The organism is Desulfovibrio sp. GTC20076, from assembly GCF_055385905.1.
This window is the reverse complement of the sequence record NZ_AP039366.1, coordinates 1,346,423-1,361,057: the sequence shown is the minus strand read 5'-3', so window position 1 is coordinate 1,361,057 and position 14,635 is coordinate 1,346,423. Positions and strand designations below refer to the sequence as shown.

The window sequence follows — 14,635 nt, the reverse complement described above, 5'->3', positions numbered from 1 at the left end:
ATCCTCAGGCGGTTACGCCCACCTTGCTGAAGCCGCTGTCAACGTAAATGACCTGCCCTGTCACGGCGCTGGCAAGATCAGACGCCAGAAAAGCCGCCACGCCACCTACATCGGCTGTGGTTACGTTGCGGCGCAGGGGGGAGTTGCCTTCCACCATGGTGAAAATATCCTTGAGACTCGACACGGCCGAGGCGGCCAGAGTTTTTATGGGGCCGGCGCTGATGGCGTTGACCCGTACTCCCTTGGGGCCAAGGTCGTAGGCCAGATAGCGCATGGACGCTTCAAGAGCGGCCTTGGCCACACCCATGATATTGTAGCCGGGAATGACCTGAGTGGACCCGTGGTAGGTCATGGTGAGCACCGAGGAGTTTTCGTTGAACAACGGCTCAAAGGCGCGGCAAAGCCCGGTGAGGGAATAGGCCGAAACTTCCAGGGCAAGATTGAATCCGTCGCGCGAAGTGTCCACAAAGCGGCCACACAGGTCATCGCGATTGGCAAAAGCCACGGAGTGAACCAGAATGTCCAGATCCCCCCATTTTTCCTTGACGATAGATGCGGCACTTTCAATCTGTGCATCGTCACACACATCGCACTGGAAGGTAAACTCGCCGCCCAGTTCTTCGCTCAGAGGCTCAACACGTTTTTTAATGGCATCACCCACATAGTTGAACGCCAGGCGCGCTCCCTGAGCCTTCAGGGCAGCGGCAATGCCGTAAGCGATGCTTCTGTTGTTGGCCAATCCCATTATAAGAGCTTTCTTTCCTTGCAGCAGCATGGATCCTCCTTGAAAAATACGGGCCGGACAGGCCGCGTGCGGTTGTAATTTGCGCCGCCTGTCCGCTTTTGCGGCTGGAGGCTGTATGAAAAAAATATTCGGCAACGCCGGTCTGGTCACCCAACGGCAGAAGCCGGAGCACATTGCGCGGGGTTGCCCCACGCTTGTGAAATGGGTTGGGCAGCAGGAGCCGTACTTACCCATCATGCGGCATCAGGGACTGTGCCGGTAACGGACCGCATGCGCTGATGTCAGGCATGCGTGACATACGGCGATAATCCTTCGCACGGCAGATGCAAAGCCGCAAGCCCACACCGTTGACGGCACGGGCATATCTACTGTTTATTTTGTAATAATTTCGTAGGCTTCTTTGTATTTATCCGCAGTGATTTTTATAATGTCCTCAGGCAGGGGCGGCGGTGGAGGCTGCATATCCCAGGGTTGTGCTTTCAGCCAGTCGCGCAGGTACTGTTTGTCAAAACTGGGCTGCCCCTGCCCGGCCTTGTACTGATCCGCAGGCCAGAAGCGCGAGGAATCGGGAGTGAGAACTTCATCAATGAGGTGCAACCTACCGTCGATAAAACCAAATTCAAATTTGGTGTCTGCCACGATAATGCCGCGGCTTGCAGCATAGATTCGTCCGGCTTCGTAGATGGCCAGAGAGGTCTGCTCAACCTGACGGGCCATGTCTTCACCCAGCAGGCGGGCAGCTTCGGTCACGCTCAGGTTTTCGTCATGCTTGCCCAGTTCTGCCTTGGTAGAGGGGGTAAAGATGGCAGGTTCAAGTTTGTCGGACTCCTGCAGACCGGGGGGCAGCGTATAGCCGCAAAGGGTGCCGGTGGTCTGATAGTCGCTCCAGCCGGACCCCGTGATATAGCCGCGTACGATGCATTCCACAGGCAGGGGGGCCGCCTTGCGTACAAGTACTGCGCGTCCTTCAAGCTCGTCTTTCCAGGGGGCCAGTCTGTCTGGAAAGCGGTTCACATCGCTTTCCAGCAGATGGTTGGGGATAATGCTCTTGAACTTTTCCATCCAGAACAGGGTGATCTGGTTCAGAATTACCCCCTTGTAGGGGATAGGCTCGTTCATGATCACGTCAAAGGCCGACATTCTGTCTGTGGTAACGATGAGCAGTGTTTTTTCGTCCACGTTGTAGATGTCGCGCACCTTGCCGCGTGAAAGCAGCGGGTAGGCGGTAATGTCAGTTTTGACCACAACCTTCATGGGTGCTCCTGATGTGTCGGCCCGATTATTTTTTGGCTCGCGCTTCAACGCTGCGCGCGTGCGCTTCCAGTCCTTCCATGCGTGCAAGGGCGGCAATGGATTGCATATTTTGCTGCAAAAAGGTTGGGGACGTTGCCACGATGCTGGTTCTCTTGCAAAAGGTCTGCACAGAAAGGGCAGAAGAAAAGCGGGCCGTACCCAATGTGGGCAGCACATGGTTCGGACCGGCGAAATAGTCCCCCACTGCCTCGGGGCTATGCTGGCCCATAAAAATGGCTCCGGCATGGCGGATGTGGGGCAGAACGGCCCAAGGGTCACGAGTGCAGATTTCCAGGTGCTCGGGAGCGACCATATTGGCCACGGCTACGGCCACACTCAGGTTGGGCGTGACCACAATGGCCCCCCAGTCTTCAAGCGAGCGGGCTGCGGTGGTGGCTCTGGGCAGGGCGGCGCACTGTTTGTTGAGCTCCTGCCAGAGATTGTCGGCCAGGCGCTGATCGTCAGTAACGCAGATTGCCGATGCCAGGGTGTCGTGCTCGGCCTGAGAAAGCATGTCCGCTGCGAGCCATTCGGCATTGGCGGAAGAGTCGGCCAGGATCAGCACTTCGCTGGGACCAGCGATCATGTCGATACCCACTGTGCCTTGCACCAGGCGTTTGGCTGTGGTGACAAAGATGTTGCCCGGTCCGGCGATGACGTCTACCGGGGCCATGCTTTGCGTGCCATAGGCCATGCCCGCCACGGACCAGGCCCCGCCAACGCGGTATACTTCTTCAATGTCCAGCAGGTGGGCCGCAGCAAGAATATGGGGGTTGACGCTGCCGTCCTTGCGGGGCGGAGTGCAGATGGCAAGACGCGGCACACCTGCGACCTGCGCCGGAATGGCTGTCATGAGCAGGCTTGAGATAAGCGGTGTATTGCCGCCTTGTCCGCCGGGCACGTACAGCCCGGCAGCATCGACGGGCAAAACGTGCTGGCCGAGAATGCTGCCGTCAGGGCGTGTGGTAAACCAGGATTTTTCCGTCTGCGCTTCATGAAAAGAGCGTATGTACGTGGCCGCCTGACTGATGATTTCTCTGTTTTCAATGGAAACAGAAGCAGCCGCGCGCGCGATTTCCTGCTCGCTGACGAGCAGTGGGGGCGCAAAATCCGGGCAGTCAAAATTACGGGTATATTCCACCAGGGCTTCGTCGCCCCTTTCGCGCACAGCAGCGATGATGTCGCGCACAGCGCTTTCCACCCCGTCACCGGGGTTATTGCGGCCTTGCAGCCATTGGGCAAGCTTGGGCCACTCCTGCTCGTTATGCAGAGTCAAAGTCCGGCATGTCATAGTATTTTCCTCACCTCGGTTGAGGGAATATACAGAAGGCGCCTATGAATGTCGAGACTTGCCGCGGCTTGAGGGGAACAACCGGCATGCGCTTTTTTAATTCCGGAGCATGAAGACAGAAAAAATCAAACCGGCAGGAAATATCCGGCCCGGTCAGGAGGAGAGCCTGACCGGGCCGGGCAGTGCTGCAAAGACAGCGGGAAACTTTGGTTTGCTGTTGCCGGAGCATTGCTCACAGCTTTTGCCTTTGTAAATTTTTCAATGATGCTTGCACTAAAAATCTTTGGGATTGCGGACAGTACACGAGACGCGCGTATTTCTGCACGGGCGCTCTGCCGGCAGTTTCTGCGCGGATGCCTCATATGCCTGCCTGCAGCGCCTAGATAAAGGGCGGCGCGTGGCGGGCTGTAACAGGACGCGGCAGAGGTGCGCTGTCTTGCGTTTTGACGAGATATGTGAGGGCATGGCTGCATTGTTCACGCAATTGTGCGGTCAGCGCATTCCTTCGCTCACGCTCCATTACCAGCTCTGCCTGGCGTTGCGCCTGAAAGGCGCGCAGCCAGGCAGAGGCTCGTTCCATGGCCCTGTTCTGCATTTCATCGTCAATGACGCGGGGACGTCTGATTTTCTGCGAATCCTGAAAATGCAGTTTTTCTTCCTGCGAAAGCAGCGGCCGAGGCGGCAGCACTGCGCAGAGCGCGTACGCCAGTACCTGCTCAAAGGGGATGGGTTGCATTTGAGGCAGGGACCTGTCAGCAAGCAGAAGCCCATTGTCGGTCTTTTCAAGTATACGGCCAATATGTGTATACATGCAGGCATCCTCTACTGCCTGGGCCGCATTTTCTTCAGCAAGCGCTTCAAAAGCGGCATAGGCGAAGGCCCGGGGATAGCCCCTGTTCATGGCTATGGTCCGGTATCGGCGTGCCATGTCGGTGTCCGGAGCTTTGGGGAGGCTGTAGCCGCTGTTTTGTCCGCCGAAGCGATACCAGCGGGAGATTTCATGTGCTGCCGGGCCATAGCCCGCATCCGCGGCCATGAGCAGCCAGTGCAGGTTGGTTCCGGTGTTCCAGCGGGTGGCGTAGGCGTGCATGGATTTGGGGTCGCCAAGAAAGGCGCCTCGCGTATAAGCGCTACGGGTGTGCCCTATGCCGTCATCATACAGGGCAAGGCGGGCATATATCCAGCCTGGGGAGGTATAACGCGCGGCCCATTCCAGCCAGAAGGGGACGGAATGCATGAAGGCCGGGATGTCCGGATGCGCAGCGGCCAGTGCCGGACGATCGCATTGAATGCGGATGATGAGGTCGGCCATGGCTACGGGATTGCCCTCAAGGGCCTCTTGCAGGATGGGCAGATACTGGCCCGGCGCCTGGCAGCCCACATAGTGCGGTTTATTATGGGTTTTGTCGGGGGAAGGGGAGTACCAGTCCGGGTCTTCCACTACGGGCGACGTGACCAGCAGTGTCTGGGGCAGAGCCTGGTTGCAGTGAGCGGAGTTTTCGTCCATGCAGGCAAGCTCGGGCAGGGAACGCAACCCCAGTTGCGGCATGAAGTCAACTTCGGCGGCAGAAAGCCGCAAAGGTGCAACCAGCAGGCAAAGAGCGGCAAAAAGCAGGATGACAGTGCTGCGCCATGACATGATACGCCCTCCTGTGGCATAAGGAGAATCAAGCCGTTGCCTGCCGGACAGCGCGGCAGGCCTGAATTCATATGCCATGTTTCGGACCGGCTTTTGGCAGTCGTCTGCAAAGCCGGGGCATGGCGTAAAAGAGAAAAGCGTATGTTTGCAAAACCGGCCCGCAGATGTATGCTATACCAGCGGCATGTTTTGTAAATATGTCAATGCTTATTTATAATTTTATATTCAAATTCAAATATACGTCAAGCCTCATATGGCCTTGACAGTCTGTGAACGCGAACTTAGTTACAACCAATGAAAGCGACCGTCCTTGGGCGGGGCGACTCAGGAGGAATCATGCAGCGTCACAAGATGCACAAGTCTTATGAAAGGGCGGCGCAGCCGGAAGACGAATTTTCGGAAGATGACCTGAATTTTTGCGCGCCGGACGGCATGGGAGACATGCCTGGCGAATTGGACGATACCTTGCTGGAGAACATGTCTGAAGCGATGACAGAGCAGGGCGACGTCTTTTCGGCGGCAGAAGTTGAAGCACGGTGCAAAGCCGAAGTGGAAGAAATGCGTTTGCGCATGGCTGCTGAGATGGACAACTTTCAGAAGCGCCTCAAGCGTGAGCATGAAGAACAAATGCGTTACGCCGCTGAAAATGTCTTGGGTGATCTTTTGCCCAGTCTTGACAATCTTGATCTGGCCTTGCAGTACGGCAGTACCAGTGAGGTTTGCAAGGACATGTTGCAGGGCGTGGCCATGACACGCAAACTGCTTCTTGAAGCTGTTGCCAAGCACGGCCTTACCCCGGTGGGCGAAGAAGGCGAAGAATTTGACCCAGCCATACATGAAGCCGTGGGTTTTGACGCCCGCCCGGAGCTTGCCCCCAATTCTGTGGCCCGCCTGCTGCAGCGCGGGTACAAGCTTGGTGAGCGCCTGTTGCGCCCCGCAAAGGTTATGGTCAATCCCTGACCGACACGTTCAGTGAAAGAAAAAAGGCCGTAACCGACGGGAACTCCGTCGATTACGGCCTTTTTTGGGGATACTCCAGACACCCTGTGCACGCAGCAGTGAAGCTTGCCGCATAAAGTGGAGAGCCGCCGCATCTTGCGGCGTCAGCCTTCCAGATCTTTGTAGCGTTCGGCAATGGTCTTGAATTGTTCCTGAATAGCCATAAAGGCATCAACAACATCAGGGTCAAACTGGGTTCCCCTGCCGTCCAGGATAATTTTTGCGGCGCTTTCGTGGCTCATGGCAGGCTTGTAAACGCGCTGGCTGCGCAGGGCGTCGTACACATCGGCAAGACTCATAAGCCGTGCTGAAAGCGGAATTCCCTCTTCTTTCAGCCCTTGCGGATACCCCCGGCCATCCCACCGTTCATGATGGCAATGGGCAATGTCGCAGGCCATTTTCAAAAAAGAGTCTTCGCCCAAAAACTTGTCCGCAGCGGCAAGAACATTCCTGCCATGCACGGTGTGTGTCTTCATGGCTTCATATTCTTCATCGGTAAGGGGGCCGGGTTTGTGCAATACCGTGTCGGCAATGGCAACCTTGCCCACATCATGCAGCGGGGCCGAAAGATAAAGCCAGGAAATAACGTCCGCGTCCAGTTGTTCACGGTATTTGGGCTGCCCGGCCATGTGCAGCGCCAGTGCTTTCACATAGTTTTGCGTCCGTTTGATGTGCGCACCCGTTTCGGTGTCTCGCCATTCAGCAAGGCTTGCCATGGCATGAATGGTAGCCTCCTGGGTAAGAGCCAACTGGCGTGTACGTTCGTGCACCAGGTCGTTGAGATGGTCGCGATAACGCTTGTATTTCAGTTGATTGGCAACCCTGTTGCGCACCAGGGAAACGCGAAATGGTTTGGCTATATAGTCTTGCGCGCCCAGGGATAGGCCGGTGGCTTCGTCTGTTTCCTCATTCTGGGCCGTGATGAACATGATGGGAATGTCGCGCGTGTCGGGATCTTCCTTGAGCCTGCGGCAGACTTCGTATCCGTTCATACCCGGCATGATGACATCAAGCAGAATGAGGTCCGGCGGCGGGTTACCCATGGCCAGGCGCAGGGCGTCCGGGCCATTTTTGGCAAACATGATGGTATAGTCCTCGCGCAGGCTTTCGCTCAGGATGCGTAAGTTTTCCGGGGCGTCGTCCACAAGTAATATGCGGCTGCGCTGGGCTGCCGCCTCGCTCACTGCCTGCCCCCGGTAAAGCCCGGCAAGCGCTGTGTCAGGTGCTCAGCCATGCGCTGCACCATGCGGCTTTCAGCGGCAGTGAGAATATCGTAGCTTTTCCCGGCGACGTCTTCTTCGTCCACATAAATGCCGCGAGCGAGCACATCATTATACTTGCTGCGCAATGTCCAGCGCACGTCAAGCACGGCCTTTTGGTCAAAATTTCCGTCCAGGCGCTGCACATCCAGATACAGAACGTAGTCGGCAGTGGATTCGTCCCCGGCGGGCAATACGTTGATGCCGTTGTCGAGCATGGGGCGGGTGAGCACTTCGCGGGTGACACGTCGCACGCCGTGACTCAGCGGCTCGGCCCAGCTGTGAAACTGTGCTACCACAAGCTGGGTGGATTCGCCCACACGGCTGACGATGCCGTCGCGGTCAAGATATTCAGGCACGGTAACGGGCGCCACCCGCAGGCTCTTGCCCGGCAGGCTTTCGGCTGAAACGGGCGTGAGGCGGCTTTCCAGAAGATAGTAATTCGTAGGCGTACTGCGGCTGCAGGCAGCCATCAGCACGACGAAGGCCATGAGGGTGTACAGGGCGTAACGTTGCATCAGCGTTTTCCTTGTCTGCCCATAAGCAGGGCTTCGGGGTTGCGTTCAAGCATCTGTGTGAAGTTGCGGATGGTGCGCAGGGTTTCAATGCTTTCCCTGATCAGGCGGCGGACATCGTTGACGGTGGGCGAGTCACGCCCCACAAGGCTTTGGGCCGAGGCCGTGACTACACGCAGCTGGTCCGCTGCCAGGCTCATGCTCTCCAGCGCGGCTCGCAAGGTAACAAAGGTTCCCGGCATTTGCCCTTCAACTGTGCTTGCGGCGGTGTTGAGCTTTTTCAGGATGCTTTCGGCATTTTGCCGCATGGAACTGTTTTTGAGGACGTCTTCAACTTCTTCAAATGTGCGCGTAAACGCTTTGAGGCCGCGTCCAAGGCTGTCGTCCGCCAGGGAATGGGCCAGGCTTTGCAGGATGGCTTCAAGTGCGTGGGCCATGGATTCCAGCGGCAGTTGCGCCAGGGTGGTTTGCAGCGTGTCAATGGGGGAGGGGATGGTGGGAATTTCCGTATCGGGTGTGCCGGAACGGAAAACAGCGGGTGTGCCGGGAAAGAAGTCCAGCTCGATCCGGTATTGTCCGGTGATAAGGCTTTGTAGTTGCAGGCGGGCACGAAGGCCCCGCTGCACCATGCGGCGGACGATTTCTTCCCGCACTGATTCCGAAATGGGCGCTGAGCCGCGGGCGCGCACAAAGCTTTGTTCGTCTATACGGATATAGACGGGAATGGTGACATTGGAGTCTTTTGTGTTGGCCACAAGGTTGATGCGGGTGACGCTGCCCATGGGAACACCGCGGAACACAACGGGGGCTCCCGTGGAAAGGCCGCTCACAGAGCCGTCAAAGTAGAGAACATACTGCATGTCATTGCTGAACAGACGGCCGCCGCCCAGTACGATGAATCCCAGAGCCAGCAGGGATAGCCCGCCAAGCACAAAGGCTCCCACAGTGGTTCTGTATTTTTGCGCGTTCATATATTCGTTTCCTTGTCCGGCGCAGCGGAAGCGTTTTTTTCCGCCTGCTCTTTTTCAGCGTGACTGCGCTCACCCCTGGTAAGAAAAAGCATTGCGCTGGACGCTGTACCGGGGTCTTGCAGCAGTTGGTGCGGATTGCCGCATGCCGCCACCTGGCGCGTCTGGGCATCCAGAAAGATGAGACTGTCGGCAATGGCGTAGATGCTTGCCAATTCGTGTGAAACAATAACAAAAGTAGTCCCCAGGCTTGCGCGCAGCTCCAGGATCAGGTCGTCCAGCAGGCGCGAGCTTACGGGGTCAAGCCCGGCGGACGGTTCGTCCAGAAAAAGAATTTTGGGGTCAAGGGCCAGGGCGCGGGCCAGACCCGCGCGCTTGCGCATGCCGCCGCTGATCTCGGAAGGGTAGTAGTCTTCAAAGCCTGCAAGCCCGGCGAGGGCCAGCTTGAGTTTGGCCTGTTCGCGTATGGCCGCGCCGCTCAGGTCTGTATATTGCTGCAGGGGCAGTCCCACGTTTTCTGCAAGGGTCATGGAGCTCCACAAGGCTCCACTCTGAAAGAGTACACCTGTGTCGCGGCCCATTCTGCGACGCTGCTCTTCACTGCAGGCCCAGAAGTCCGTCTTACCATAAAAAACCTGGCCCGCCTGTGGGGACTTCAGCCCCATAAGTACCCGCAGCAAAGTGCTTTTGCCGCAGCCTGAGCCGCCGGTGATAAAGAAAATGTCTCCGGCACGCACGTCAAATGTCACATCGCGCATGAGGACATACGAGCCGTAACCCACCTGCAGCTCATTGATTTTGATGCGCATTTCACCGCTGTTTTGTCCGGTACGTAGGGCGGTTTCCGGTTTCGGCGGTGTACCCGGCGCAGACGCGTGTGCGGAGCCGTCCGGCATGCCTGGCTGGCGGCTTGCGGAAGAACTCGCGCCCGCGGAATTTTTTTCGGGCGTGATTTCTGCTATGGTGTTCTTTTCGGCCATGTCAGATGTCCAGCACGTTGCAGATGACGGTTATGACCGCAGTGGCTACGATAATGCCCACAATGGCGTGCACCACGGCGGTTGTGGTTGCAAGACCCACGGCCTGGGCACTGCGCCCGCAGCGCATTCCCTGATAGCAGCCCGTCATGGCGATGATGACGCCGAAAACCGTGCCGTAGGCAAGGCCGATAAAGACGTGTTTGTAGGGAACCATCTGCATGGTGGCGTTGATGTATTCCATCGGATTGATGTTCAGCATGGTTGTGGCCACAATATAGCCGCCCACCACGCCCATGAGGTCGGCGTAGAGCGTGAGCAGGGGGATCATGGCAGTCAGGGCCACCACGCGGGGCAGAACAAGAAAATCCACCGGGGCTATGCCGAGGGTGGCAAGGGCGTCCACCTCTTCATTGACCTGCATGGTGCCGATAAGGGCGGCATAAGCCGCACCTACGCGGCCTGCCATGACCACACCCACCATAACAGCGCCCATGACACGCAGCATGCCTATGCCTACAAGGCCGGCCACGTAGATCTGCGCGCCGAACTGGGTAAGCTGCACAGCGCCTACAAAGGCCAGAATAAGGCCGAAGAGCATGCTGGTTATGGAGATGATAGGCAGCGCCTGCACCCCGCACTCCTGCATGGCTGCCAGCAGGTCTTGCGGGCGCATCTGGGTGCGCCCTACAAACAGGCGGCCCACAGCCAGGGTTGCATCGCCCACAAAGTTCAGAAAGTCGGTCACGCGCGGCGGCAGATCAATGGCGACCTGACCCACGCGCTGCACGAAATTGAGTTCTTCTTTTTTACGGTCTGAACCGGCCTTGGCGGGCACGGCAAAGGCGAGCTTGAGCAGGCGTTCCAGGCCGTCGGGCAGGCTGGTGTGCAGGTTTGCCTTGCGTTCATTGGCTGTTTGCACCAACTGCACAAGAAAAACGAGCAGGCTGCTGTCCCAGACGCCGAGATTGTCGCTTTCAAGGCGAACTTCGCGGATGCTCTGGTCTGTCAGGCTTTCCAGGGCGGTTCTGGCTTCAGGGGGCCAGGCCCTATCGATATTCCAGCTGCCACCAACGCTGACGCGCAGAAGCGGCCCCTGAATGGAAGCTGTCACTTGCGGACTTGTTTCCATCACTATAGTATACGCATAGCTTTATTTATCCGCAAGAGCCGTTCCGGGCAAACTCGCGGACTTGCCACACTCAAAAGAATACGGTTAGCCATGTCTTTAAAAAAACGTCTTGATCTTGCTACTGAACCTGTTTTTCTCATGGACGGTTCGGCCTTTATTTACCGGGGTTTTTTTGCCAACAGAAACATGCAGCGTTCTGACGGGTTTCCCACCAATGCCCTGGTTGTGGTCACCCGTGTGTTGCTGCGTATCCTGCGCGAAGAACGGCCGCAGTATTTTCTTTTTGTCAAAGACGGCAAAGGCAAGAACTTCAGGCATGATATTTTTCCGCTCTACAAGGCTAACCGCGACGCTACGCCGGAAGACCTGGTACGCCAGATGCAACCCATCGAGCGCATGGTGACGGCGCTGGGCATGAATCTTGAGGTTTCCGACCATTGCGAGGCTGACGACTGCATAGCCTCGCTGGCCGCCCGGTTTTCGCAGGAACGCCCTGTGGTCATCGTTGGCGGCGACAAGGACCTCAAACAGTGCCTCGGCCCCAATGTCTATATGTGGGACCCCGCATTCAGGGATGAAAAACTGCTTACGGCCGCGCAGTTTACAGAGGAAAGCGGCCTGACTCCCGCCCAGTGGCCCGATGTTCAGGCGCTTGTGGGTGACACCAGCGACAATATTCCCGGTGTTCCCGGCATCGGTCCCAAGACGGCTGCAAAAATTTTTGAAATCTGCCCTAGCCTTGAAGACATACGCGACCATTTTGCGCTGCTGCCGCCAAAGATTCAGGACAAGCTGCGCGACCATCTGGACGAAATGTTCACCTGGCGCAAGCTGACGACCCTGTCGCTGGATGTCTGCACAGCGGTCGAGATGGACGATCTGCTGGTGCGGCCTATCAACGCCGCCCGCTGCGCCGATCTGGCAGAAGAGTTCGAGCTTCATGCCCTGCGGCGGGAAATGGCTTCTCTTGAACGCATGCAGCTCTCTGCTGCGGCAGATTCAGAACGGGCTGGCAAGGATGAACGTTTCCGGGGCGAATCGTTGCCCTTGCTTTCGGCATCTGCAGAAGCAGGCTCCGACGCAAAAAAAACAGGCGGTGGCCCCGCCCGGGGGGCTGCCGCACAGCCCTTGCCGCCCAAGGGCGCCGGGGCGCAGATGAGCCTTCTTGAGGTGGTGGAAGAAAAACCGGCTCCACAGGTGAGCCGGGTAGAAGACCTGCCGGACTGCCGCGGCAGGAATGTGGCTCTTGTCTGGGCCAGAGGGTTTGATGCCGCGCCTCATGCGGCAGTCGAGGGCGGCGAAGACGTCTGCTGGACCGGCGGGCAGGAAAGCATGAGCCTCCTGTGCGCCTGGGCCGCCGAGGCGCGACGTATTGTGACGCCGGATCTCAAGGGGCTGCTTTCGCAGGCAGCCTGCTGGCGCAGCCTGACGCAGGAAAAAAAACAGGATTTTTTTATGGACCTGGGGCTGGCCGCCTATCTCGTCAATCCGGAAGAGAGCGACTACGCCTGGCCGCGTCTAGCGGTACATTGGGGTGCGCCGTTACGTGACGATGGTCCCGGTCCGGCCCTGCTTGCCCTGCGTATGGTCGAAGTGCTGGAGGCCCGCATGCGACAGGATGGGCTTGCGGAGCTTTACGAAAGCCTTGAGCTGCCCCTCACTCCCATACTGGCGGATATGGAACGGCGTGGCATCGCCATTGATGCCGCCGCATTCGAATCATTTCTTTCCGACGTGCAGGGGAGGCTGGACACCCTGACGGCGGCTGTTTACGAGGCAGCAGGCAGGGAATTCAACATCCGTTCCGCGCAGCAGCTGGGCGATGTGCTTTTCAGTACGCTTGAACTGCCTTCGCCCCGGAAAACAAAAGGAGGGCAGGCCTCCACCAGCCAGGACACCCTTGAAAAACTGGCGGGCCGCCATCCTGTGGTCGACAGCGTCCTTGAATTCCGCAAGCTGGAAAAAATGCGTTCCACCTATCTTGACCCGCTGCCGCGCCTCATGGACGGCAATGGGCGCATCCACACCACCTTTAACCAGAAAGCCACGGCCACAGGGCGGCTTTCTTCCAGCAATCCCAACCTGCAGAATATCCCCGTGCGTGGTGATCTGGGCAAACGCATGCGAACCTGCTTTATTGCGAACCCGGGCAGTGCCCTGGTGTCGGCAGACTACTCGCAGGTGGAACTTCGGGTGCTGGCCCACATGTCGCAAGACAAGGCGCTGCTTGAAGCCTTCCGCAACGGGGAGGATATTCACGCCCGCACGGCCGCTCTGGTTTACGATCTTGCGCCCGACCAGGTAAGTCCGGACCAGCGCCGCAATGCCAAAACAATCAACTTCGGCCTTATTTACGGCATGGGGGCGCAAAAGCTGGGGCAGGACCTGAAAATCAGCACCAGTGAGGCCAAGGAATTCATAGCACGCTATTTTTCGCGCCTCACGGGGCTGAAAGAGTTTTATGACTCTGTGGAGGCAACCGCCAAACGCCAGGGCTATGTGACCACGCTCGGCGGCCGCCGCCGTCTTTTGCCGGACATCCATTCACCCAACGGGCAGGCATATGCCCTGGCCCGCCGCCAGGCCATCAATACGGTCATTCAGGGGTCGGCTGCGGATATCATCAAACTGGCCATGCTGGCAGTGGCTGAAGATGAACAGTTGCGCGAACATGAGGCCCGCCTGCTTTTACAGGTGCATGACGAACTGCTGCTGGAAGTGCCGGAAGCCTCCGCCAGGGCTGCCGGGGCGCGGGTAGCGGACCTGATGAGCAGCGTAAAACCCGGTGGAGAACCTCTCTCGGTTCCGTTAGTGGTGGATTGGGGGGTAGGTAAAAACTGGGGCGCGGCGCATTAGAGCAACTCCACCTTGAAGTTGCTCTGGCGGCTGCGCGAGCGGGCGCTCGCCGTGCAGGCGTAAGCGTCATAACGGGCGTATCGTAAATTTTGAGGATGTACGCTTGATGAACTTGTGAAGATTCTGCCTCTTGCAGGGGGGCAAGCGACGGGCGGCTATTTTCGCAATATGGTGCGCAGGGTTTCTGCCTGCGGGCCGGAAAGGCCGTCAAGTCTTTGCCGCACACGGTCTTGTACCGATTCGTGGCGGGGGGCCATTTCGTAAAGCGATGCCGCTGCGGTCTGGCTTACGGCAAAAGCCGGATCATTCTGCCTGCCGCTGGAGTTGAGGTCGGCATAGCGCAGCGCGGCGTCAATGATGGCGTCCAGATAGGCAGTGTTGCCCGAAGCAGTGTAGGCTGCCCAATACATCTGCAGGACTGTTTTTTCCCTTGTTAGGTCCCATTGCAGCAGGGGCGTGGGATTATGCTGTATCTGCTGTAGCAGGATGGCGTCTTTTTCATCCAGCAGCAACTGCATAAGCGCCGCTTCATCCGTAAGCCGTGCCAGATGTACGGCCCAGGCCAGGGTGCGTTTGCCGTCACGGCTGAGGGAAGGGACCAGAGGCAGCAGGCGCCGGCGCGCGGCAGGGTCTGTCTTGAGGGACTCTGCCAGAAAGGCCGCGAGGGTGAGCTGTTTTTGCCGGTCGTAGAGCACGTTTTGCGCATCAAACGAGCGAAGGATGCCGGGCAGTGTTTCGGGCCGGTTTTCCTTGTAATAGAACTCCATATCCCGGGCGTAGAATGAAAGCCCCTTGGAAGCGGTAAGGGCAGAGGCCCCGGATGTTCCCGCCAGCATGCAGATGCTGGCGAGAAGCAGGACCCGCATAAAAGGTGCGCCCGGCTTGGCATGTGCAAGCACGTGGCGCAGGCGATGGAAAAAAATGGAGAGCAAGTGCATGGCGGCCTGCGGTCGATCCTTCC

General features: G+C 58.0%; 13 protein-coding genes. 3 read left to right on the top strand and 10 right to left on the bottom strand.

The window, feature by feature from the left end; all coding sequences use genetic code 11:
- Positions 1–4: 4 nt before the first annotated feature.
- Positions 5–775, bottom strand: coding sequence for an enoyl-ACP reductase FabI (locus ACZ495_RS06000; RefSeq protein WP_012624680.1), 771 nt, complete (start codon positions 773–775; stop codon positions 5–7).
- A gap of 85 nt (positions 776–860) precedes the next feature.
- On the opposite strand from ACZ495_RS06000, the gene ACZ495_RS05995 reads away from it, so the two are divergent.
- Positions 861–1,007, top strand: coding sequence for a hypothetical protein (locus tag ACZ495_RS05995; RefSeq protein WP_464262826.1), 147 nt, complete (start codon positions 861–863; stop codon positions 1,005–1,007).
- Between the two features lie 110 nt (positions 1,008–1,117).
- On the opposite strand, the gene ACZ495_RS05990 is transcribed toward ACZ495_RS05995, so the two are convergent.
- The 3 genes from ACZ495_RS05990 to ACZ495_RS05980 all read right to left on the bottom strand — a co-directional run bounded on the left by ACZ495_RS05990 (position 1,118) and on the right by ACZ495_RS05980 (position 4,968).
- The gene (locus ACZ495_RS05990) at positions 1,118–1,999 is read right to left on the bottom strand and encodes a phosphoribosylaminoimidazolesuccinocarboxamide synthase (RefSeq protein ID WP_464262825.1); all 882 of its coding nucleotides are present in this window, start codon (positions 1,997–1,999) and stop codon (positions 1,118–1,120) included.
- 25 nt (positions 2,000–2,024) lie between these two features.
- Positions 2,025–3,329, bottom strand: a complete 1,305-nt coding sequence (hisD, locus tag ACZ495_RS05985; protein WP_012624683.1) for a histidinol dehydrogenase — start codon at positions 3,327–3,329, stop codon at positions 2,025–2,027.
- A 379-nt stretch (positions 3,330–3,708) separates the two neighbouring features.
- Complete coding sequence (locus ACZ495_RS05980) at positions 3,709–4,968, bottom strand: SEL1-like repeat protein (protein WP_464262824.1); 1,260 nt, start codon at positions 4,966–4,968, stop codon at positions 3,709–3,711.
- 441 nt (positions 4,969–5,409) lie between these two features.
- Between ACZ495_RS05980 and grpE the strand changes: the two genes are divergently transcribed.
- Positions 5,410–5,928 carry a nucleotide exchange factor GrpE gene (gene grpE, locus ACZ495_RS05975; protein ID WP_407845259.1) on the top strand — a complete coding sequence of 173 codons (519 nt, stop codon included), beginning with the start codon at positions 5,410–5,412 and terminating at the stop codon, positions 5,926–5,928.
- A 143-nt stretch (positions 5,929–6,071) separates the two neighbouring features.
- Here the strand turns inward: grpE and ACZ495_RS05970 are convergent, their stop codons facing one another.
- From ACZ495_RS05970 to ACZ495_RS05950, 5 genes are all read right to left on the bottom strand, one after another.
- A complete protein-coding gene (locus ACZ495_RS05970; RefSeq protein WP_012624686.1) occupies positions 6,072–7,151 on the bottom strand; it encodes an HD domain-containing phosphohydrolase in 1,080 nt (359 codons plus the stop codon).
- The gene (locus tag ACZ495_RS05965) at positions 7,148–7,744 is read right to left on the bottom strand and encodes a PqiC family protein (RefSeq protein WP_012624687.1); all 597 of its coding nucleotides are present in this window, start codon (positions 7,742–7,744) and stop codon (positions 7,148–7,150) included. Before ACZ495_RS05965 ends, ACZ495_RS05970 begins: the two co-directional genes overlap by 4 nt.
- A complete protein-coding gene (locus ACZ495_RS05960) occupies positions 7,744–8,712 on the bottom strand; it encodes an MlaD family protein (protein ID WP_012624688.1) in 969 nt (322 codons plus the stop codon). Before ACZ495_RS05960 ends, ACZ495_RS05965 begins: the two co-directional genes overlap by 1 nt.
- Positions 8,709–9,518 carry an ABC transporter ATP-binding protein gene (locus ACZ495_RS05955; protein ID WP_407845258.1) on the bottom strand — a complete coding sequence of 270 codons (810 nt, stop codon included), beginning with the start codon at positions 9,516–9,518 and terminating at the stop codon, positions 8,709–8,711. Before ACZ495_RS05955 ends, ACZ495_RS05960 begins: the two co-directional genes overlap by 4 nt.
- A gap of 172 nt (positions 9,519–9,690) precedes the next feature.
- Complete coding sequence (locus ACZ495_RS05950) at positions 9,691–10,818, bottom strand: MlaE family ABC transporter permease (RefSeq protein ID WP_464262892.1); 1,128 nt, start codon at positions 10,816–10,818, stop codon at positions 9,691–9,693.
- Between the two features lie 90 nt (positions 10,819–10,908).
- On the opposite strand from ACZ495_RS05950, the gene ACZ495_RS05945 reads away from it, so the two are divergent.
- Positions 10,909–13,674 carry a DNA polymerase I gene (locus ACZ495_RS05945; RefSeq protein ID WP_464262823.1) on the top strand — a complete coding sequence of 922 codons (2,766 nt, stop codon included), beginning with the start codon at positions 10,909–10,911 and terminating at the stop codon, positions 13,672–13,674.
- A 155-nt stretch (positions 13,675–13,829) separates the two neighbouring features.
- On the opposite strand, the gene ACZ495_RS05940 is transcribed toward ACZ495_RS05945, so the two are convergent.
- A complete protein-coding gene (locus ACZ495_RS05940; RefSeq protein ID WP_072311831.1) occupies positions 13,830–14,612 on the bottom strand; it encodes a translation initiation factor 2 in 783 nt (260 codons plus the stop codon).
- Between the last annotated feature and the right edge of the window lie 23 nt (positions 14,613–14,635).